The organism is Sorangium sp. So ce131 (genome assembly GCF_051519095.1).
Classification (GTDB): domain Bacteria; phylum Myxococcota_A; class Polyangia; order Polyangiales; family Polyangiaceae; genus Sorangium.
Genome location: NZ_CP150455.1, coordinates 5,359,021 through 5,380,224 on the forward strand (window position 1 = coordinate 5,359,021; position 21,204 = coordinate 5,380,224).

16 protein-coding genes are annotated in these 21,204 nt (G+C 72.3%); 5 read left to right on the forward strand and 11 right to left on the reverse strand.

Annotation, left to right across the window (positions count from 1 at the left end):
* Nucleotides 1-162 precede the first annotated feature (162 nt).
* Nucleotides 163-1,620 carry a mannitol dehydrogenase family protein gene (locus tag WMF43_RS19335; protein ID WP_437682135.1) on the forward strand — a complete coding sequence of 486 codons (1,458 nt, stop codon included), beginning with the start codon at nucleotides 163-165 and terminating at the stop codon, nucleotides 1,618-1,620.
* Between the two features lie 116 nt (nucleotides 1,621-1,736).
* Here the strand turns inward: WMF43_RS19335 and WMF43_RS19340 are convergent, their stop codons facing one another.
* On the reverse strand, nucleotides 1,737-2,369 hold the full coding sequence (locus WMF43_RS19340; protein WP_437682137.1) for a hypothetical protein: 633 nt from the start codon (nucleotides 2,367-2,369) through the stop codon (nucleotides 1,737-1,739).
* A 219-nt stretch (nucleotides 2,370-2,588) separates the two neighbouring features.
* Between WMF43_RS19340 and WMF43_RS19345 the strand changes: the two genes are divergently transcribed.
* Nucleotides 2,589-3,425 carry a hypothetical protein gene (locus WMF43_RS19345; RefSeq protein ID WP_437682139.1) on the forward strand — a complete coding sequence of 279 codons (837 nt, stop codon included), beginning with the start codon at nucleotides 2,589-2,591 and terminating at the stop codon, nucleotides 3,423-3,425.
* A 219-nt stretch (nucleotides 3,426-3,644) separates the two neighbouring features.
* Here WMF43_RS19345 and WMF43_RS19350 read toward each other — a convergent pair whose 3' ends face one another.
* The 5 genes from WMF43_RS19350 to WMF43_RS19370 form a co-directional block, all read right to left on the reverse strand.
* Complete coding sequence (locus tag WMF43_RS19350) at nucleotides 3,645-5,462, reverse strand: vWA domain-containing protein (RefSeq protein ID WP_437682140.1); 1,818 nt, start codon at nucleotides 5,460-5,462, stop codon at nucleotides 3,645-3,647.
* 203 nt (nucleotides 5,463-5,665) lie between these two features.
* Nucleotides 5,666-6,130 carry a VanZ family protein gene (locus WMF43_RS19355; RefSeq protein ID WP_437682142.1) on the reverse strand — a complete coding sequence of 155 codons (465 nt, stop codon included), beginning with the start codon at nucleotides 6,128-6,130 and terminating at the stop codon, nucleotides 5,666-5,668.
* 31 nt (nucleotides 6,131-6,161) lie between these two features.
* The gene (locus WMF43_RS19360; RefSeq protein WP_437682143.1) at nucleotides 6,162-7,574 is read right to left on the reverse strand and encodes a hypothetical protein; all 1,413 of its coding nucleotides are present in this window, start codon (nucleotides 7,572-7,574) and stop codon (nucleotides 6,162-6,164) included.
* Nucleotides 7,574-10,339 (reverse strand): TonB family protein, encoded by a 2,766-nt coding sequence (locus WMF43_RS19365; protein WP_437682145.1) that lies wholly within the window; start codon nucleotides 10,337-10,339, stop codon nucleotides 7,574-7,576. The genes WMF43_RS19360 and WMF43_RS19365 overlap by 1 nt, the downstream gene beginning before the upstream one ends.
* A 208-nt stretch (nucleotides 10,340-10,547) precedes the next feature.
* On the reverse strand, nucleotides 10,548-11,549 hold the full coding sequence (locus WMF43_RS19370; protein ID WP_437682147.1) for an alpha/beta hydrolase: 1,002 nt from the start codon (nucleotides 11,547-11,549) through the stop codon (nucleotides 10,548-10,550).
* A gap of 452 nt (nucleotides 11,550-12,001) precedes the next feature.
* Here WMF43_RS19370 and WMF43_RS19375 point away from each other — a divergent pair, with 452 nt between their 5' ends.
* A complete protein-coding gene (locus tag WMF43_RS19375; protein ID WP_437682149.1) occupies nucleotides 12,002-14,203 on the forward strand; it encodes a catalase in 2,202 nt (733 codons plus the stop codon).
* A gap of 110 nt (nucleotides 14,204-14,313) precedes the next feature.
* Here the strand turns inward: WMF43_RS19375 and WMF43_RS19380 are convergent, their stop codons facing one another.
* Together WMF43_RS19380 and WMF43_RS19385 are read right to left on the reverse strand one after the other, a co-directional pair.
* On the reverse strand, nucleotides 14,314-15,819 hold the full coding sequence (locus WMF43_RS19380; protein ID WP_437682151.1) for a hypothetical protein: 1,506 nt from the start codon (nucleotides 15,817-15,819) through the stop codon (nucleotides 14,314-14,316).
* 109 nt (nucleotides 15,820-15,928) lie between these two features.
* Nucleotides 15,929-16,732, reverse strand: a complete 804-nt coding sequence (locus WMF43_RS19385; RefSeq protein WP_437682153.1) for an SAM-dependent methyltransferase — start codon at nucleotides 16,730-16,732, stop codon at nucleotides 15,929-15,931.
* A 199-nt stretch (nucleotides 16,733-16,931) separates the two neighbouring features.
* Here WMF43_RS19385 and WMF43_RS19390 point away from each other — a divergent pair, with 199 nt between their 5' ends.
* Both WMF43_RS19390 and WMF43_RS19395 read left to right on the forward strand, forming a co-directional pair.
* Nucleotides 16,932-17,564, forward strand: coding sequence for an OmpA family protein (locus WMF43_RS19390; protein WP_437682154.1), 633 nt, complete (start codon nucleotides 16,932-16,934; stop codon nucleotides 17,562-17,564).
* A gap of 65 nt (nucleotides 17,565-17,629) precedes the next feature.
* A complete protein-coding gene (locus tag WMF43_RS19395) occupies nucleotides 17,630-18,025 on the forward strand; it encodes an AgmX/PglI C-terminal domain-containing protein (RefSeq protein ID WP_437682156.1) in 396 nt (131 codons plus the stop codon).
* A gap of 75 nt (nucleotides 18,026-18,100) precedes the next feature.
* Here the strand turns inward: WMF43_RS19395 and WMF43_RS19400 are convergent, their stop codons facing one another.
* From WMF43_RS19400 to nhaA, 3 genes are all read right to left on the reverse strand, one after another.
* Entirely contained in the window at nucleotides 18,101-18,559 is a 459-nt protein-coding gene (locus tag WMF43_RS19400) for a hypothetical protein (protein ID WP_437682157.1), read from the reverse strand.
* Between the two features lie 171 nt (nucleotides 18,560-18,730).
* Nucleotides 18,731-19,567 carry a ZIP family metal transporter gene (locus tag WMF43_RS19405; RefSeq protein ID WP_437682158.1) on the reverse strand — a complete coding sequence of 279 codons (837 nt, stop codon included), beginning with the start codon at nucleotides 19,565-19,567 and terminating at the stop codon, nucleotides 18,731-18,733.
* A 45-nt stretch (nucleotides 19,568-19,612) separates the two neighbouring features.
* Nucleotides 19,613-21,019, reverse strand: a complete 1,407-nt coding sequence (gene nhaA, locus WMF43_RS19410; RefSeq protein WP_437682160.1) for a Na+/H+ antiporter NhaA — start codon at nucleotides 21,017-21,019, stop codon at nucleotides 19,613-19,615.
* Nucleotides 21,020-21,204: the final 185 nt, after the last annotated feature.

Below are 21,204 nucleotides of genomic sequence, written 5' to 3' on the forward strand. Positions count from 1 at the left end.
GGTCGTTCCTCCCGGCGCGTGGACTTGCCGCACCCCGCGGGCTTGCCGCGCCGATCACACACCGGTTATCATGCGCGAAATGCGCGTAGCAGCCCTGTTGCGGATCGCTCCACGAGCCGATGTGACCGCGCGAGATCGCGCTTTGGAGGCGGGGCGGCGCCTGTGAGCCTGCGGCGCCTGTCGGAGGCCACGCTCGGCCTCGTTCCGCCGCACGTCGAGCGGCCCGCCTACGACCGCGCCGCCGCCAGGATCGGCGTCGTCCATTTCGGCCCTGGCGCGTTCCACCGCGCTCACCAGGCCTGGTACTTCGACGAGATGCTGAAGGCCGGCGGCGCCTTCGCCGTCTGCGGCGTCGCCGTCCGTTCTGGCGACGTGGAAGCGGCGCTCGCCCCGCAGGACGGGCTCTACACCGTGGCCGAGCGCGAGGCCGAGCCGCGGATGCGGGTGATCGGCGCCGTCACGCAGGTGCTGACCGCGCCCCGCGCGCCGGAGGCAGTCCTGGCCCGCCTCGCCGACCCCGCCGTGCGCATCGTCACCTCGACGGTGACCGAGAAGGGGTACTGCCTCACGCCCTCCGGCGACCTCGACCTCGAGCACCCGGAGATCCGCCGCGACCTCGCCGGCGGCAACCCTCCGGTGAGCTTCCCGGGCTGGCTGGCCGCCGGCCTCGCCGCCCGCCGCGCCGCGGGCCTGCCGCCCTTCGTGGCGGTGAGCTGCGACAACCTCTCGGACAACGGCAAGCGCCTGCGCCGGGCGGTCCTTCAGCTCGCGCAGGTGAAGGGCGACCGCGACCTCGCGGCCTGGATCGAGGCGGAGGCGCGTTTTCCCTCGACCATGGTCGACAGCATCACCCCGGCCACCGACGACGCGCTGCGCGAGAAGGTGCGCCGGGAGCTCGGCCTCGAGGACGCCTGGCCGATCCAGCGCGAGCGGTTCGTGCAGTGGGTGGTCGAGGACGAGCTCGGCGCCGACGCGCGGGCCTTCGCCGACGCCGGCGTGACCCTCACGCGCGACGTCACCGCCTTCGAGAAGGCCAAGCTGCGCCTGCTGAACGGGGCCCACTCGACCCTCGCCTACGTGGGCCTCTGGCTCGGCCGCGAGACCGTGGCCGATGCCATGGCGGACGCGCGCCTCGCCGGCTTTGTGGAGCGGATGATGCGAGAAGACATCGCCGCCAGCCTGCCCGCCACGCCGGGGCTGGACGTGCCCGCAACCATCGGCGCGGTGCTGACCCGCTTCCGCAACCCGGCCATCGCCCACAAGCTCTCGCAGATCGCCTGGGACGGCTCGCAGAAGCTACCCTTCCGCATCCTCGGGACCACGGCCGAGGCGCTCGCCGCCGGCCGCCCGGTGGAACGGCTGGCGGTCCCGATCGCCGCCTGGATCCACTTCATCCGCGCCCGGGCCCGCGGCGGCGAGGCGATCGTCGATCCCATGGCCGACACCCTGCTGGACCTCGGCCGGCGCATGGACGGCGACCCCACCGCCGACGTGGCAGCGGTCCTGGCGCTCGGCGCCGTCTTCCCGAGCGCGGTGGCGAGCGCTCCTGCCTTCCGCGCCGCGGTCGAGGCGGCCTACGCCCGGCTGGCCACCGCACCCGCCGCCGCGCTCGACGGTTGAGGTCGCGGGCGAGCCAGGTCGCCGCGGACCAGGACACGTTGGCGGGGAGAGGAGACCGAGGTCCCGACCGGCCACAACGCGCTCGGGTCGCCCAGGATCCAGGCAGCCTCTTGGATCTACCGGTCCGCCTCCCACTGGACTTCCACGCCACCGTCGCCGGCCCCGTTCTCCGAGCCCGACCCCGCCGTCTCTTTCGCGGCCTCCTGCGGCTGCGGTGCGGGGGACTCCGGCGTGAAGAACTGCAGCACCGGCTGCACCTCGTTCATCTTGGCGATCGTGGCCTCTGCGCGCATCGCCTGCTCGGCGACGGCCCGGTTCATCGACGCGTTCACCTCGGCGATCTTGGCCTCCAGCTGCTTGATCTGCTGGCTCCCCTCCGCGAGGATCCGCTGCGTGTGCTCCTCGCCGGTGCGGCCGAAGGCCTTCAGCGCCTCGATCTCGGCCGACGCTGCGGCCACGATCTCCTGAATCGGCACGTCGAACGCCTTGAACGCGGCCTCCACGATGGCGCGCTTCACCGGAGCGGGGGTGTCGGGGGGCAACGCCCGCAGGAGCTCCTGCGCCTTCTGGACCTTGGTCCGCTGCTCCTGAGTCACGCCGGCGGCCGTCAGGACTGCCACGAAGTCGACCGCGGGAGACGGCGGCGGGGCCGGCGCGCCGTCTCTGGCCTCCACGGGCGCCAGCGCGGGCGCAGGCAGGAGCGACGAAGTCTCGGGCCGCCGCGACTTGAAGAAACCGGACAAGCTCACGTTTCCCCCCTTCTTCAGTGTACCACCACCTTACATGGTTCTGCCTGGCTGCACAGCCATGTCCTCGGGGGAACCGGCGCCGCGCCCTCGCGCATTGTGCCCCTGCGCTCGGCTTTGCCGCCGGGCGCGAGAGATCAAGAACCGGAGTTCAGTGCTGTACAGGCGTTCGCGGGACGTGGTAAACGGCCGAGCAGCTGTGGTCGAACACACTCTGCTCGCATGTCAAGCAAGACGCCCCGCCCCAAGGTGACGGCCGCTCAAGCCGCCAAGCTCGTCGAGCTGCTCGGCGCGACGGATCCAGCCGCTGCGCAGGAGCGCCAGGGGAGCGCGGCGCGCCACTTCGAGCGTGCGCGGGCTCCGCGACCGCGGGCGCCCGCGAAGCCCGACGCCGCGCCCCCGCCCGCCGGGACGTCGGCGCCCGGCGGGGCGGCGACGCGCTCCGGGGCAGGGGCCGCGCGGGTCTACCAGCACGCGGGGCCGACGCGCTCGCCGGTGCTGAACGCGTTCCTGAACGAGCTCGGAGGAGATCTCGAGAAGCTCGTGGACGCGGACGTCCACGTCTTCGACGAGCACACCCTCGCGCCGCGGCTCGTGGAGCTCGCCCGCCAGCGCCTCGTCTCCATGCTGCTCGCCCAGGGCAGGACCGAGGCCGGCCTGATGCTGTCGCAGCTGCCGCCGATCGCCAACGAGCTCGCGGCGAGGCACTTCATGCGGCAGGCGGTCCACGCCGACGGCGGCCTCGGCGCGATCACGCGCGACTACGGGCGGCACCACCGGCGGTCGGGGTCGCCGGACCGAGACGACCTCCACGCGGGCTGCATCATGGCCACCTTCGCCGGACGGCTGAACGCCATGGCGGAGAAGCTCCTCGGGGCGCACGTGCGCGTCGACCTGCGCGCCGAGCTCGAGCGGCTGACGTCGCAGGGGCGGCCTCCCGCGCGGCGCCCCCGCGCGCGCGAGCTCCGCGCCCCGGAGAACGCCGGCTCCGGGCGAGCCGCCCCCGGCGCGAGGCCGCCCGAGGTCGCGAACGCGACGAGACGACCGCGAGGCAGGTAGTCCGGTCCGGCGCGAGAGGCTGACGGCCCCGACACCACCTCGACGGCGCTCGTGAAGAGCGCATCTCGACGATGCGCCTCTTTTCAACAGGAAGACGGGAAGGGGCGAATCAACAGGAAGGCGGGAAGGGCGGAGCAAGCGCTCACGCTATTCCCGTCGTCCCGCCTTCTTGTGAAATCACCTCTCGGCAGATGTTCAACCTCGACGGCGCCCGCGCGCTCAGGGGCTCGACGTCTGGTTGTCGATCATCTTCTGCACGGTGGCCGCGATCTCCACGAGATCGGCGTCCGCGCCGGTCGGGTTCGCGGCCGTGACCACCTCGAGGGCGGCCGCGAGCGCGCTCGTGCGCCCGGCGGGGTCGAGCCCCGGGAGCTGCTTGAGGGCCTCGGCGTACGCGACGATCGCCGCCGCCTTCGTGAGGTTGCCGTCGTCGATCCCGAGCCCCCCGAGCGTCGTTTGCTGCACGGCCTCCCTGGCCGCGCCGGTCTCCGCGTCGCGCCAGGTGACGCGGACCCGGTAGGGGTCGTTCGCGCTCGGCAGCGACGGGTCGCACGGGCGCAGGATCTGATACAGCATCATCGAGTCATTGGGGGCGAGGTGCTGCGTGCGCACCTTGGCCGGATCAGGCGAGTACTCCTCGCCGTAGAACTTCTGGATCCCGAAGTACGGCGGGAGCGTCAGCTCGATCCTCACGTCGCGCGCGGCGACCAGGAGGGTCTCGGCGAAGCGGTCGACGAAGGCGCGCCTCGCCTCGTCGGCGCTGTCGAGGTACACATACGCGCCGCGGCCGGCGTCGGTGACGACGTCCATGAGCGTGTCGTTCACGCCGTCGCCGACGCCCACGCCGACGAGGTAGATGCCCTCTCCGTCGGCGTCCTCGGCGTTCGCCCCGATGAGCACCTCCTCGGTCACGCCGACGTTGGCCTGTCCATCGCTGATCAGCACGACGCGGTTGATGCCGCCCGCGGTCCGGTGCTCGCTCGCGAGCGCGTAGCCCGCGAGCAGGCCGCTGTTCAGGTCGGTGCCGCCGTCGGCGGTGATCGCGCTCGCGAGCTCGAGCAGGACGGGGTCGTCCGGGCCCGAGGCGACGTGGCCGTCGAGCACCGGGCTCTGCCCCGTGTTCCACGTGACGGCGTTCACGACGTCGCCCTCGACGAGCGTCGACGCGATGGCCCGGATTGCGGCCCTCTCGAGCTCGATCGGCTCTCCCCCCATGGAGCCTGACGTGTCGAGCACGAGCGTGATCGTCATCGGCTTGCGCGCGGCGGGCGCCCGGCTCGACTGCACCGCGATCTGGAGCGCCAGATCGCCCGTGAGCGCGCAGGAGCCGAGCTGCGAGACGATCGAGAGCTCTCCCGGCTCGGCCGGGGCGAACGAATACCGGTAGTAGTTGAGGAACTCGTGCGTCCGGATGACGTACGGGTCGACCCACACCGCGCCGCGCTCGATCTGGCGGCGGACGATGACGGGCGAAGCCATCGAGTTCGAGTCGTCGGACGAGAGGTACAACGTCAGCGGCGTGGCGAGGTCGACCCCCGCGCACGACGCGCCGCTGGCCTGCGGTGCGAGCCGAGGGCCGGCGCCGTCCGAGCTGCCGGCCCCGCCGCCGGTCGCCCCGCCGCCGCCGCCGGTGGTCGCCCCGCCGCCGCCGGCCGCTCCGCCGCCGGCCGAGCCGCTGCTGCCGCTCTCGGTGCCGCACCCCCCGCCGCTGCCCCCGGCGCCGCCCGCGCCGCCCTCGCCGCACTCGTTCCCCCCGGTGCTGCTGCTGGCGCCGGGGACGCCGCCGCCCCCGCCTCCCCACCCCGAGTCCGGCTCGGATCCCACGAAACCGCCGCCACCTGCGCCCACGGCGCCGCCCACGGGGTCGCGGCCGGATCCGTCCCCTTCGCGGGTCGCGCCGCCGCCGCAGATCGCCGCCGGCGCCTCGCCTAGCAGGAGCGGCTCATGCGGCGGCGGCGTGCCGCTCGACGAGGAGCAGGCGATCGACAACGACGCAGGGACGATGAGGGCGAGCGCTGTGCGCTGAAGCTGTGCCATGGATACCTCCATGGGGCGCGCGCCCTCGCACGTGCGGTGCCGATGCAAATCCACAGTGCTTCCGGGTGCCTGATGTTTCCCTGTGTCACCTATTCTGGCTCATTGTGGCCGTGTATGGCCCAGGTTGCGCCGTCGTGCGACAGGTCTGCTACTGGGAGCGAACCAGCGGTGGGGATGAGCCGGTGGTGTGAACCAGAGCGCCTTCACGGCAACTCCCGCGATGCCTCGGCTGCGTCGGGCACGCGCCCTTCGGCTGGGGCGGGCGCGCGCCAGCGGACGAGCAGCATCAAGAGCCACGCGCCCGCCAGCGCGCCAAGGCTATCGGCCAGCAGATCCAGCCATTCCGCCGAGCGATACGGCAGCGCGGCCTGCACCAGCTCGAGCAACCCGCCGGCGCCGGCGCTCATCGCCACCGCCGCCCGGCGCCGCGGTGCCGCCGCGGCCTCGGCCAGCGCGAGCTCGAGCAGCCATTCGAGCCCGAGAAAGGCGCCGAAGTGGGTGATCTTGTCGAACGGCACCTCGGGCACCGTCGGCAGGCCGATGTCGGCGCAGCCGCCATAGAAGAGCGCGATCGTGTAGAGCGCCGCCGGCGCCCGGCGTGCCCACGCCGGCCATGAGAGGATCGAGATCACCGCTGGCCTGTCAAGCTGGTCGAAGCGGTTGCGCATGGGGAGGGCAGAGGTCACTCGGGCGTAGCGGTCACTTCACCCGCACCGTCGTCCGCGTCACGCTCGCTCCGCCGCGCGTGTCGTGGACGACGGCCCACAGCGAGACGTCCCCCGCCTCGGAGGGCGGAGTCCACGTCACGGCGTGGTCCCCGAGGTAGCCTCTCGTCGTATCGCTCACGAGGCGCCGGGCCCCGTCGAAGCCGCCCCCGTCGGTGTAGTAGTCGATCCAGATCGCCTCGCGAACCGCCGGCCCGCCGAGGCCCCCCGACTCCACGTCGAGCTCGGCGACGTCCTCCACGAGCGCCTCGACGTCGTACGTCGGGCACTCGTCGTCGTCCGGCTCCACCCGGCCGCAGCCCTGGATTTGCTGAGCCCCCTCCGCACACCGCTCCACGACCGGGATGTCGTCCTCGCCCTTCTCGACGTCGTTCCCATCATGCTTCAGCGTGATGTCACCGATCGGCGGGTTCGCGTTCGTCCGGCCGTCCCCGAAGACATAGACCTGCGTGTAGCCCACGACGAAGCTGTCGGCGCCGAGCACTTGCCCGTCGTCGTCGACGCACTCCAGCCGAAGCTCGGCCCCCCCCGGAAACCCGGGCAGGCGCGTCTTGCCGGCGCACACGGCGAACATCACATAGGCCGACGAGTACACCGTCCCGGTCTCGGTGGGCGCTGCCTCCTTGAGGATGTCCTTCGGCAGCTGCCAGGTGAACGAGACCCCACCGGGCTCACCGCTCTTCGCCGGATCGATCTCCTGTCGCCCGAAGGCAACGGCCGGCTTCGCCCCGCCATTGCCGCCGGCCTCGCCGTTTCCGCCATCGCCAGCCCCGCCGTTGCCACCGTCGCCGCCGCTGCCGCCAGTGCCGCCGCTGCCGCCAGTGCCGCCGCTGCCGCCAGTGCCGCCGCTGCCACCGTCGCCGCCGCTGCCACCGTCGCCGCCGCTGCCACCGTCGCCGCCGCTGCCGCCAGTGCCGCCGCTGCCACCGTCGCCGCCGCTGCCGCCAGTGCCGCCGCCGTCGCCGCCGCTGCCGCTGCCGCTGCCGCCAGTGCCGCCGTCGCCGCCGCTGCCGCCAGTGCCGCCGCCGCCGCCGTCGCCCTGGTTTCCCTGTCCCTGCCCGAGCGCCGCCGTGACCAGCCACTGCGGGAGGCACCCGAGGTGCTCGTCCAGCCCGACAGGCGGGTTCACGCAGCCGCCCACCCACATGACCTCGACCTTCCGCGGCTTGCCGTCAGCCCCGCCCAGCGCGTCGGCGTACGTCATCTGGAACGTCACGGGATCTCCCGGCGCCGCGTACGGCTTGTCCGCGGTCACGGCCAGGACGCGCAGCCCCGTCACCTCGGACGAGGGCGCCTGATCGCCGCCGGCGCAGCAGGGGACGCCCACGGCCAGCGCCGAGAGCGCAAACAGGAGAGCGCGCCGAGCCTTCGGTGCCGTCCGTCTCATCAGAAGTCTCCTCGCAGCCCGATCGTGGGCAGGAAAGGGAGCCCCGTCACCGGCTCCCGCGCCGTGTAGTTGAAGTTGTAGCTCAGGCCCTCCGTGGCAGCGTGGTTGTAGACGTTCTGCACGTCGAGGTAGAACGCGAGCTGCCATGTCTTGAAGCGCCACGTCTTGTCGGCGCGGATGTCGAGCTGGTGGAACAGCGGCATCCGCTCGCTGTAGTCGCCGCCGAAGGGGATGGGCTGGTACCTCGCCGAGGACGCGTGGTACACCGCGTTCAGCCGGTTCGGATCACACCCCTTCAGATCCGGATTGCAGACATAGGGCGTCTGCAGGTTGCCCGACACGAGGCGGAAGCGCGCGCCGACCTCCCAGCCCCGGCCGAGCCGGTAGCTCCCGAGCACTGTGAGCACGTGGGTCTGGTCGTACTGCGAGAGGTACTCCTCCTCGCCGGGCCCGTCCTTGCGCACCGACCGCGACAGCGTGTACGCCGCCCAGCCGAAGAAGCGCTCGTCGGGCTTGTACTTCAGGAGCACCTCGGCGCCCACAGCGTAGCCGGTGCCGTCGTTCGCGTAACCCTCCTTCTCCGGCGAGAAGACGACCAGCCGATCGAGGTCCTTGTAGAACCCGTCGACCGTCACGTCGATCTGCGGCGTGATCTCCTGCTCGACGCCGAGGCCGTAGTGGACGGCCCGGTTCGACTTGAGCCCCGCGGTGCCGAACGGCTCGATGCTCTCCTGGAACTGCGGCGCCTGGTGGTAGACGCCCACGCCGCCCTTCGCCGTCGTCCGCGGGAAGCCGCTCCGGATGTCGTAACGCCCGTTGATCCGCGGGCTCACGTCGAGCGTGCGCGTGTCGACCGCGTAATCGAGCCGCACCCCGGGCACGATCCGCGCGCGGGGAGTGGGGAGGACCTCGAACTCGGCGTAGGCTGCCGGCCGGGAGTACGTGCCGTCGAACGACCGGGTCTGGAACGGGGAGAGCGAGAACGGCTGGTTCGACGGGTGGCCGGCGGGCTGCTGCGCCGGGGCGGTGAGGTTGACCGTGGCGACGCCGCCCGAGAGGTCGGTGCCCACGTTCATCGTGACGTACTTCGCGAACCGGTGCGAGAGCTCCAGCCGGAGGTCGAGCGAGGTCGAGACGATGTTGAAGGCGAGGGGATTGATGCCGAGATCGAAGATGTCCCGGCCGAGGGCCAGCGACCACAGGAGACGATCCCGGCTCCCCAGGCGGTTCTCGTAGCTGAGCTGGAAGCGCTGGAAGGCCGTGTGCAGCCCGAAGTCGCCCGTGAGCGCCGGCTCGTCCTCCGGCGGCTGGTCGAGCGTGACCTCGAAGGCGTCGTCCGAGCCGTAGAAGCTCGCGCGCACGCGCTCGCTTGGGGAGGGGCGGCCTTCGAGGAGGAACTGGTAATCGTAGTAGACCGGCGCCTGCGTCGGTCCGGAGCTCAGCTCCTTGAGCACGGGCCCGAGCCACGCATCGACCCAGCTCCGCCGGCCCGCCGCGATGAACGTCCAGTCCTTCAGGTACGGGACCGGCCCCTCGAGCAGCAGGCGCCCGTCGATGAGGTCGAGCTGGACCACGCCGTGGTACTTGCCGTCCTGCTTCGGCGAGCGGAGCCCGACGTCGACGATGCCGCCCATGGCGCGGCCGTACTCGGCGCTGAAGTTGCCCGGGTAGAAGTCGATCTTCTCGAGCATCTCGGTCGGCACGACCGAGGCGAAGCCGCCGAAGTGGTAGATGATCGGCACCGGGGTGCGATCGATGAACGTGAGCGTGTCCTCGGGCGCGGACCCGCGCACGATGAGCAACCCGAAGGGGCTGCGCGCGACGCCGGGGAGGTTCTGCAGCGAGCGCAGCGCGTCGCCGCCGGTCCCGGGGATGCGGTCGATCTCGCGCCGCTCGATCGTGCGCCGGGTGACCTCCCGCGGCGGGCGATCCCCCTGCACGGTCACCTCGATGCCCGCCGGCCCGCCCGCCTTGGGCCCGGCGAGCGCGATGCGGTAACGCACCTCGATCACCTCGTCCGGCGCGAGGTCCTCGTCGGCCACGAACGGCTCGAACCCGGCGGCGGCGACCTCGACCTGGTAACGGCCGGGCGGGAGGTTCTTGAAGCGGAACTTGCCGCCCTGGTCCGTCTTCACGGCCTCGCGGCCGCCGTCGGGGCGCTTCAGGCTCACCTCGATGTCCGGGAGCGGCTCGCCGGTGCCGGCGGCCAGGACGGTCCCGACCATCGTCTCGACGTCCTTCGGCGGCGCCGGCGCGGCGGCGTCGGGGGCCTTGGGCGTGAGCTTGAACGTGTAGCGGTAGAGGATCCGCGCCGGCGCGGGCGTGCCGTCGGGCCGGCGCGCCGGCGTGAACTCGAGGCCGGGCGCGGCCGCGAGCGCCGCCTCGTCGAAGCCGTGCCCGCCCGGGGTCGCGACCTCGGCCTTGGTCACGCGCCCGGTCCTGTCGATGTCGAGCTTGAGCACGACGCTGCCCTCGACGCCCGCGCGCTGCGCCTCGAGCGGGTACGCCGGCGGCGCGTACTTGACGAGCTCCGGCATGCTGGCGCTCTGCGGCGGCGGCTGCGCCGCGCCCGGCTGGGGGACGATGACGGCGCCGGCGCCGCCGCGGGGCACGGAGGCGCCGCTCGCGTCCTGATCGGACGCGGCGGGCTCCGGCGGCGGCGAGCCGGCCGGCTGCGCGAGCGCTGCGCTGCTGGTCATCACGACCGCGAGCAGCAGCGCTTCCGAGGCGATGAGGCGCATCGCAGGGGGCGTTGTGGAAGGCATGCGCCCGACGCTTCTCACAACGCGGGCGAAACGAAAAGACGCACGTTGAGGCCGGGATTGTGCTCCCCGGCGCGCGAAGCCCGGAACGCGCGCGCCGCGAACGCCGCGACGCAGGTGCGCTTGTGGTGGGTCAGTCTCCGACCTCGGCCACGAGCGACCTGCGACGGACCGAGCCCCCGGATCACGCCGGTGCGCCGCTCGGGGCGGCTCAGGGCCAGCCGAGCTTCCCCGCGATCCAGCCGTGGATCGGGATCCAGCTCAGGAAGTTGTGGAGGTGCAGGTTGAAGTCGTGCCCCATGGCCGGCAAGACCTGCACGGTCACGTCGGACGCGCTGGTCCACGCGTCGTCCTCCAGGTCGGCGGTGCTGCCGGGCGCGACGGGGTCGAGCTCGCCGAGCTGCACGAGCACGGGCGACGTCACCTGGTCGACGAGGGTGACGGCCGGATCGTACTGGAAGGGCAGCACGCTCGTGGCCAGGCCGCGCGGCATCTCGTCGAGGAGCTCCGCGCCGTCGAGCGCGATGACGTCGGGATCCGCGAGCAGCGGGTTGTAGAAGAGCGCCGCGCGGGCCTCGGGCGGGATCGCGAAATAGGGCTGCTGGAGCAGCACCGCCAGCAACTCGGGCGGGAACGGGGTCGGCACGGGCACGTGCCCCATGCCGGTCGTCACGAGCGCGTCGGCGTCGCCGTACGCCCCCTGCACGTACGTGGCGGTGATGCTCCCGAGCGAGTGGCCCACGAGCACGATCTCGTCGAACGCGTGCCGGAGCGGGTTGCCGTTCCCGCGCAGGCTCTCGAGCACCTGGTGCACGCCGCTCCCGACCTCCTGCAACGTCACGAAGTCCCCGGCGGGCCGGCTGCTCTCCCCGGAGCCGATCTGATCGATCGCGAGCACCGCGTAGTTCAGGAGCGCCATGAAACGGGCGTACGAGTACGGGTGCCCGTCGACGGTGGGAGCGTCCCAGTACGCGTGGTTGTAGCTCGCGCCGTGGATCGCGACCTGGAGCGTCTTGTTCCGGTAGCTGCCAAGATAATAGAGGCGTCCAGCGATGGAATAGGTGTTGCCGTCCGAGAGGGTGACGGGGAACGTCACCTCCTTGACGCGGATCTGCGGCGTCGCCTCGGCCGGGCGCAGGGCCACGAGCGCGAGCGCGGCGAACGCGACGAGCACGGTGAGCAAAGGGCGTATCGCACGATGCGCGATTTTCATGATTCCTCCTGGACGGAACATGCCTTGTAAGGGTTCCTGATGTCGCCTCGCGTCGCGGGCCACCAGAGGACACGGGATCTCCCGCCGCCGGATCGGGGCGCGTCCCGTCACCTGTCATTCAACTGCCATTCAGCCTGTCATTTCACTGCGACGAAGCCGCCACCGACCGGCCCAATGCCACGGGCGGCGCTCGGCGCACATCGATTCCAAGCCCGCGCGCACGCGGGGATCACAGGCACTGAGACAGGCCGGCCGAGAAGGTTTAGCCCCGGACGCGTGAGCTCACAAGTCCTTTTTTCCAGGCTTCTATCCCGGCGCTCCGGCGACGCCGCGGCGCGGCGTGGCTCGGTGACCTGCCCGCGCGCGCGGCCGTCGCTGCGACGCACACCCACCTCACGCATCCAATCGCCACCTCCAGCGGGCCTGCGTCTGCTGGAGAGTGAGGAGGACGCATGGCCGATCAAGGCAAGACGGGCGCGAACAGGAACACCGAGGCGAACCTCAAGCTCGAGAGCCTGGAGCCCCACCGCGTGGATCCGAGGGACGCGCCGTTATCGACGGAGCAGGGCGTCCGGGTCGACAGCACCGACGACTCGCTCCGGGCGGGGCCGCGGGGGCCGACGTTGCTCGAGGACTTCCACCTCCGCGAAAAGATGACGCATTTCGACCACGAGCGGATCCCCGAGCGGGTCGTCCACGCGCGCGGATCGGCGGCGCACGGCTACTTCCAGGTCTACGAGTCGATGGCCGAGTACACGCGCGCGTCCTTCCTGCAGGATCCGAGCGTCAGGACGCCGGTGTTCGTGCGGTTCTCCACCGCGGCCGGGTCGCGCGGGTCGGCGGACACGGTCCGGGACGTGCGCGGGTTCGCGACGAAGTTCTACACCGACGAGGGGAACTTCGATCTCGTCGGCAACAACATCGCGGTCTTCTTCATTCAAGACGGCATCAAATTCCCGGACGTGATCCACGCGCTCAAGCCGGAGCCGGATCGGGAGATCCCTCAGGCCTCGTCCGCGCACGACGCCTTCTGGGACTTCATCTCGCTCATGCCGGAGTCGACCCACATGATCCTGTGGCTGCTCTCGGACCGCGCCGTCCCGAGGAGCTTCCGTATGATGGAGGGCTTCGGCGTCCACACCTTCCGCCTCGTCAACGCGCAAGGCAAGTCGCGCTTCGTCAAATTCCACTGGAAGCCGCTCCTCGGCGTGCACTCCCTGCTCTTCGAGGAGGCGCGGCGGCTCGCAGGCCTCGACCCGGACTTCCACCGCCGCGATCTCTGGGACGCGATCGAGCGGGGGGACTACCCCGAATACGAGCTCGGGGTGCAGATCATCGAGGAAGAGGACGAGCACTCGTTCGACTTCGATCTGCTCGACGCGACGAAGATCGTGCCCGAGGAGCTCGTGCCGGTGCGCCGCATCGGCAAGATGACGCTGAACCGCAACCCCGACAACTTCTTCTCCGAGACCGAGCAGTCGGCGTTCCACCTGGGCAACGCGGTGCCCGGCATCGACTTCACCGCCGATCCGCTGCTCCAGGCCCGGCTCTTCTCGTACCTCGATACCCAGGTCCACCGGCTCGGCAGCCCGAACTTCCCGCAGATCCCCATCAACCGCCCGCTCGTCCCGGTGCGCAACCAGCACCAGGAGGGCTTCATGCAGCAGCGGATCAAGGTGGGCCGGGCGCACCACTACCTCCCGAACTCGCTCGCCGGCGGCTGCCCGATGGTGGCCCCGCCCGAGGGGGGCGCGTTCGTGCACGTCCCCGAGCAGGTCGCCGGGGCGAAGGCGCGCGCGCGGAGCGATACCTTCAACGACCACATCACCCAGGCGAGGCTCTTCTGGAACAGCCTCTCGGCGCCCGAGAAACGGCACCTCGCCGCCGCGGCGCGGTTCGAGCTCGGGAGCGTGGCGAGCAAGGACATCCGCGAGCGCATGGTCGCCCGGCTCGGCGAGGTCGACGGCGAGCTCGGGAGGCAGGTCGCGGCGGGCGTCGGCGTCGCGCCGCCCGCCGGGGGAAAGCCGCCGGTGAAGGGGCCGCGGGACAAGGCCGCCGTGGGCCGGCGCTCGGTGGACGTGTCGCCGGCGCTCAGCATGGAGAACACGGTGAAGGACACGGTGCGGAGCCGGCGCGTCGCCGTGCTCGCGGCGGACGGGGTCGCGGGCGCCGAGCTCGCGGCCGTGCGCGCAGCGCTCGAGGGCGCCGGGGCGCAGGTGCAGGTGGTGTCCACGTCGCTCGGGTCGATCCTCGGCGACGACGGCCGCGCGGTGGAGGTGGACCGGACGCTGCTCACGGCGGATTCCGTCATGTTCGACGCCGTCTTCGTCCCCGGCGGGCGCGCCAGCGTCGACGCCCTCTCGGTGATGGGCGACGCGGTCCACTTCGTCAACGAGGCGTTCAAGCACTGCAAGGCGATCGGCGCGACGGGCGAGGGCGTCGACCTCCTCTCGTCGTCGCTCCTCCAGGGCGTGGCCGTGGCCGGCGCGCAGGCCTCGGCGCCGCCCCAGGGCGCGCCGCCGCTCGTGTCCGACAAGGGCGTGGTCACCTCGCGCGATCCCGCGGCGCTCGCCGCGTTCAGCGACGAGCTCCTCCGGGCGATCGCGCGGCACCGCCACTGGGAGCGGGAAGACGTCGCGCAGATCCCCGCCTGACCGGCAGAGCCGCGCCTGACCGGCAGAGCCGCGCCGCGGCCGGGCACACCGCAGGCCTTCGCGGCGGCGCGGCGCGGCGGCCCGCTCAGCCGGCCGGCACGACGGCCCGTTCAGCCGGCCGGCACGACGATGATCTCGCCGGTCGTGTACAGCGCGGAGGTGTCCCACTCGAGCCCGGGGGCGAGCGGCAGGGCGATGTCCACCGCGGTGAACGCCCCCGAGAGGGCGCCCGTCCAGCCGAGCAGGGCGACGCTGTCCCCGGCCTCGAACGACACGGCCTCGCCCGCGGGGCGCACCTCCAGCGCGCCGTCGAGGACCACGTCCCCGTCGATCTGCAGCAGCGGCGCGGCGCTCGGACCGGCGACGGCGACGCGCAGCGCGGCGCCCGGACCCTGGCTGTAGCTGCCGGCAATGCCGGTCCCGGAATGGGCCTCTCCCACGACCAGCCGGCCAGCCTGCGTGTTCGCGAGATCGCCCACGAAGCTGCCGGTGTCGAGCCGCCCGCCGGCGAAGTCGAGGTCGCCGGCCTCGACCTCGATCGCGCCCGCGCTCAGCGCGCCGCCGGCGAGGCGCACGGCGGGCCCGCCGTAAGGGCCGCCCTCGAACAGCGGCGCGGTCCGGAGGAGGCCGCCCACGAGGACGGAGCCGCCCCTCGTGATCGAGAGCGACGGAGTCCGCGACCGGGACGCGAAGATCGTCACGTCACCGCGGTTGGTCCACGACGCGTGGACGTCGCCCACCGAGATGATGCTCTGGCCGAGATCCGAGCGGATCTCGGTCTCTCCGGTCACCAGGCTTCCATAAGCCCCGACGTAGATCTCGCCGCTGCGATCGAGCTCGCCCACCCGCAGGAGCCCCGCGTTGGTCCACGTCCCGCCCCAGCCGCGCACGTTCACGATGCTCGACCCCGGCTCCCTGAAGCCCACGACATGGGCGCTCGCGCTGGAGACCTCGCCTCGGTTGATGTCGAGCGTGCCATTGCCGTATCCGCCCACGACGAGGTCTCCCGTGTTGACCCACCTCGTCGCGGAGCCCTCGACGCGCACGCTGCCGTCGCAGTACCGGCACCCTCCGAAGCCGACGGTCGTGTCGCTCGAGAAGAAGCTCGCGCCCTGCCTCAGCGTGATCCGGCCGCTTCCATCCTGGCCGACGTACGTCTTCCCTCGGCTCGTCAGGGTGGCGTCGTACCCCTCGACGAGCACGTCGCCGATGGCCATGTCGCCCACGGTGACCACGAGGTCGTCGGTGGTCACCCGGGCGCCCCGGCGAATGATGACGTCGCCCGAGGCGTTCGAGAACCCGACCTCGAGGGCCCCGCTGTTGGTCCACGTCGAGCCGTACCCGACGACCTCGACCGTGCCGTTGCTCGATCGCGCTCGCCCCACGGCAGCGCCGGCGCTGATCAACGTCCCGCGGCGGGTGACGGTCACGCTGCCCCCGTCTCCCTCGTCCACGGTGCTCACCACGAGGGGGTTCGCCCCGAGGTCCCACGGATCGGAGGGGTTGCTCGGGGACACGTCGCCCGAGACGGTCACGTCTGCATAAGCCGGCCCTGCCACGCCCGCGGCGGCCGCCGGGAGCAGAAACCAGAACGCGTATCGGAAGCGCTGATTCATGACGGTCACCTCGCTGGAAGGTACAGCCCGATCTTCTTTTACAAGATCGCCCCTCGCGGCGTGAACGGCATCTCGGTGACGCGGAGACGTGCAGCCGGGGCGGCGCGTATCAGCGCGGACGGTTGCGGAGGAGATAGACTACGTAGCTGTACGAGTGAGGGTCGCGCTCGTAGAGGCCGATCTCGCGGTCGGCCTCGCGGATCGCCGCCGCGAGATCCGGATCGGCCTCGGCCTCGGCGCGCAGCGCGTCGACGCGGCGGCGGAGCGGCCCGTAATACTCGTCCCACCAGGCCTGCTGCGGGAGGACGAACGTCTCGAGGACCTCGAAGCCGGCGCCCCCCGCCGCGGCCGTGTTCGACGCGATCGTGCCCATCGCGGGGTAGGCCTCGCCCCAGAAGGCGCGCGCCTCGGGCGACGGCGCCTCGGAGATCCACGTCAGCTCCGTCACGGCCATGCGGCCTCCCGGGCGCAGGAGCGGGCGCCACGTCGCGAGCCCCGCGGCGAAGCCGAGCAGGTAGATCGCGCCCTCGCACCAGAGGAGGTCGTAGCTGCCGGGCCGCTCCTCTAGCGCCGCGAAATCGGCCTGCACCGGCCGGATGAGGTGCCCGAGGCCCCGCTCCGCCGCCCGCCGCTCGAGCGCGGCGAGGTACGGGCCGTGCCGATCCACCGCCGTGACCTGCGCGCGCAGCGCCTCGGCCAGGACGAGGCTATGCGCGCCGGGGCCGCAGCCCAGGTCGAGGACGCGGGCGCCCTCCGGAAAGGGCCCGAGGCGCCGGAGCGCCTCGCGCGTGAATTCATCGCTCCCGGGGGACTGGCGCGGCAGACCGTCGTGCACGCGGAAGAAGGCCCGATAGAGGCCTTCGCTCATCTCGCTGTCGCTCATCCGGGCCATGAGGCCGCGACGACCGGCCACGCGCAAGCGTTTCTCGCGGCCGCCCGCGAGCATTGATGAACGCCGCGCCGCCGCGCGACCCCGCGCCGGATTGCGCATCCGCGGCGGCCGGCGAGCGGCAGAGCGGCCGCGAAATGTTGCTCGGCAGAACTTGACGCGTGGCATCGGATGGGGTTGCTATGCGCCACCGGGGCGTAATCACCCCCACGGAGACGCGACCATGCACGATTTTTGCGGTGTTCGACGCGCGACGGCGCGCGCGATCTCGAAGCGGCGGCCCGGCCCCTCGCACGCGCGAGCGCGGGCCCTCGGCGGGGCGCCCTCCGCTGCCCGCGCCTTGCTCCTCGGCCTCGCGGTGGGCCTCGTCGGCTGCGGCGGCGTCACCACGTTCGAAGGGGGGAGGGCGTTCACCATCGCGGGCGACGCCCCCCGGCCGCCGGCGCCGCCGCCGCCGGAGCCGAAGAAGCGGGTCGTCGTGACGGAGAAGAAGATCGAGATCAACGAGAAGATCCAGTTCGATCACGACAAGGCGACGATCAAGCAGGAGTCGCACAGCCTGCTCAACGAGATCGTCGACACGATCAAGAAGCACCCCCATATCAAGAAGATCGCGATCGAGGGCCACGCGAGCTCCGAGGGCTCGGAGGCGCACAACCTGCAGCTGTCCGACCGCCGCGCCAAGGCCGTGATGCAGTACCTCGTCGGACACGGCATCTCCGCCGGCATGCTCACCGCCAAGGGCTTCGGCGCGTCGAAGCCCATCGCGGACAACGGCACGGAGGACGGCCGCGAGAAGAACCGGCGGGTCGAGTTCAACATCGTGGAACAGGACCTTGCGAAGGCAGCCAATTGAGTCGAGCCGCGATGGCGGCCGCAGGATCCTGTGCACGCGCGACGTTCGCTCGTGAGGAGGCGGAGATGAAGCAGGCGCTTATCGTTTCATTCATGACGGTCGTTGCAGCCGCTGCCGCGGGCTGCTCCTTCGCCGTGCGGGACGCCGAGATGTACCGCAACGACACGGCCAAGCTCTTCGAGACCAAGCGGGCCGACATCAAGTCGTGTTACGACGCGGAGCTCAAGCGGAACCCGCGCGCGAAGGGCGACGTCACCGTGAGCTTCCTCGTGCTCGAGGACACCGGGCGCGTCGTGGACGTCGTCGTCGACAAGGAGCGCACCACCGCCTCCGACGAGGTCGCGAGCTGCGTCGTGGACGCCATCGACGGGCTCGTCCTCACGCCGCCGGACGAGCGCAAGGGGAAGGGGACATTCACCTGGACCTTCGACGCCGAGGCCGGCGCGCCCCCGCCGGCCTGACGCGCTGGGCGCTCCGGAGCGCGACGCGCCGGGCGAGCTCGACCGGGGGGGCGAGCCGCGCAGCCGACAGCGCCTCTAGAGATCCGTGACCTCGACCTGGTCCGTCTCGGAGGCTCCCTCGGTGATGCGCAGCAGGCCGTCGATCAGGTGGCCGAAGACGTCGTCGAGGCGGTCGCCCCGGGGGTCGCCGAGCAGCGGCACCGAGTCTCCCCAGTCGCTGACGAGCATCGTCCCGGCGCCCTCCGGGGGCGGCCAGCGCAGGCCGAGGACCGCGCGCGTCCGCGCGCCGATCGCGAGCGCGTCGATGGAGCGGCCCCCGAGCGCGTCCCGCGCGCGCGTGAGCTCCTCGTGGAGCCTCCGCGCCGGGATCATCACGCGCCGGCCCCCGAGCGCCGCCGCGGCGCTGTGGAGCGCCTCGAACGCGTCGCCGGGCTGTCCGTCCTCGAGGTGGTGCTGGATGCTGTCCCGCAGCAGCGCGTACACGATCCAGCGCTGCTCGATCCACCCGCTCGGCCCGGAGAACGACAGGCTCATGGCGAAATGTCTAGCCTGGAAATGGTTTGTGATCAAAATGAATCCAGGCAGCTGAACGGCCCGGATGCGCCTGCGCGATCCTCTGTTTCCTGCTGCTCGGCTAGGGCGCGGTCAGCACCGCGGAGCTCGAGCGGGCGGAGCTCGCGAGGCTGCGCAGGGCGCGGGCCGGCCTCAGGGCAGCGGCGAGGCGGGCGGCGGCGCCGGCGCGGCGCTCTGCGCGGGCGCGCCCGGGGGCCTCGCGCCCGCGTCCGCCTCGGAGAGCTTGCTCATCGTGAAGGCCGCGAGGAACCCGGCGACCGTGACGAGCCCGACCAGGTCGTGCGCCTCCTCGAAGGCCTCGGGGATCATGGTGCTCGCGAGCATGGCGAGGATCGCCCCGGCGGCGACCGCGGTCGTGGCGGCGATGACGTCCGGCGAGACGCCGCGGAACACGGCGAACCCGAGGAGCGCCGCGACGCCCGAGGCCGCGGCGATGCCGCCCCAGACGCCGAAGACGTAGCGGGGGGAGCGGCCCGCGGCCCGCATGCCCGACGCGCTCGACAGCCCCTCGGGGACGTTGGACAGGAAGACGGCGGCGATGGCGACGAAGCTGACCGCGCCGCCCTCGAGCATGCTCACCCCGATCACGATCGACTCGGGGATGCCGTCGAGCAGGGCGCCGATCGCGATCGCGAGGCCGCTCCCGCTCCGGTCCTCCTCGCGGGCCTGCTGCGCGCCGGAGCGCTTCCTGTGCTTGCCGCCCTGCTTGCCGACGGCGTGGTTGGCGAGCGAGTACACCGCGGCGCCGCCGAGGAACCCGAGCGCCGTCGCGTCCAGGCCGCCCCGCTCGTAGGCCTTGTTCACCAGCTCGAACGAGAGCGCGGAGATGAGCACGCCCGCGCCGAACGCCATGATGGCGGCGACGAGGCGCGTCGGGACCCGCGCGAAGTAGCCGATCGCCGCGCCGAGCAGCAGCGAGGAGCCGGCCACGAGCCCCCACATCCCGGCCTCGAAGGTCTTCCAGAGCATGAGCACCTCGGGGCCGCTGGAGGTACGCCGCGCCGGGCCGCGCGGCTAGTGCTCGGTCGAGGTCTCGGCCTCGTGCAGGGTTTTCGCCGCGTCCGGCGCCGGCGCCGCCGGCAGCGCGAGCCTTCCGACGAGGAGGCCGATCACGGCCGCCGAGGCCGAAGCGCAGAGGACGCCGAGCTTGGCCGCGGCGAGCTTCTCGGCGGCGTCGAACGCGAGGCCGGCGATGAAGATCGCCATGGTGAAGCCGATGCCCGCGACGCAGCCCACGACGGCGATCCCGCGCCAGCCGACCCCGCGCGGCAGCGCGCAGACGCCGAGCTTGACCAGGGTGAAGCTCGCGAGGAACACGCCGATCGGCTTGCCGGCGACGAGCCCGATCGCGACCCCGAGCAGGATCGACGTCGAGGCCGTGTGGCCCAGGGAGGAGCCGTCGACGCGGACGCCGGCGTTGGCGAAGGCGAACAGCGGCATGATGCCGTAGGCGACCCACGGGTGGAGCGCGGTCTGGAGGCGGAGGACGGGCGGCACCGCCTCGATCTGGGCCGTCCTGATGCGCCCGAGGGGACTCAGCAGCTCGTCGGCCCGGTGGCCCTCTCGGTGGGCGAGCGCGTCGACCTCGTCCACCGCGCGGCGGGCCGCGGAGAGGAACCCGTGGCTGCCGAACCAGGAGCGCGCCGGCGTCATCAGGCCGATCACGACCCCGGCGATCGTCGGGTGGACGCCGGCGCGGAGCATGCCCCACCAGAGCACGCCGCCGGGCACGACGTAGGCGGCGGCCTGCCGGACGCCGAAGCGCTGGAGCACCACCACGCCGAGCGCCGCCCCGGCGGCCACGAGCAGCCCGCTCCACGCGACCCCCGACGAGTAGAACAGCGCGATGACGATGATCGCGCCGATGTCGTCGATGATCGCGAGGGCGAGCAGCAGCACGCGCAGGGCAGGGGGCACGCGCTTGCCCAGGAGGGCGAGCACGCCCACCGCGAACGCGATGTCGGTCGCCGTGGGGACGCCCCAGCCGTGCCGCGAGGCGGGCGACGGGTTCAGGGACAGGTAGAGGAGCGCGGGCGCGACCATGCCGCCGAGCGCCGCCGCGATGGGCAGCGTCGCGCGCCGGAGATCCGAGAGCTCGCCCTCGTGGATCTCGCGGCGGATCTCCAGGCCGACGACGAAGAAGAAGATCGTCATCAGCCCTTCGTTGATCCAGAAGTGGACGGGCTGCGTGAACACGAGCGCGCCGACGCCGACGGTGACCGGCGTGTGCCAGAGGTGCTCGTACACGTCGCCCCACGGCGAGTTCGCCCAGGCGAGGGCGATGACGGACGCGACGAGCAGGACGAGCCCGCTTCCGGCCTCGATGTGGAGGAAGCGATCGAGCGGGCCGAGGACGCGCTCGGCGATGCGGCGCGCGGGGGCCCAGGTTCCGGGAGCGTGCTTGGAGGGCGAGGGGTTCACAGACCACCAGGAGGCGACGACGTCGCGTGGGGGGGAAGGCGGCCCGACCGTCCCGTGAAGCCTGTCGCGGCGCTCCACCGCCACGACACCCGGGCGCGAGCATACTCATCCAACCCGGCGAAGCCAGACCCTAGCGCGCTCGCCGGACCCCGCGGCGGGCGGCTGTTCCGGCCTTCAGGGTCGCA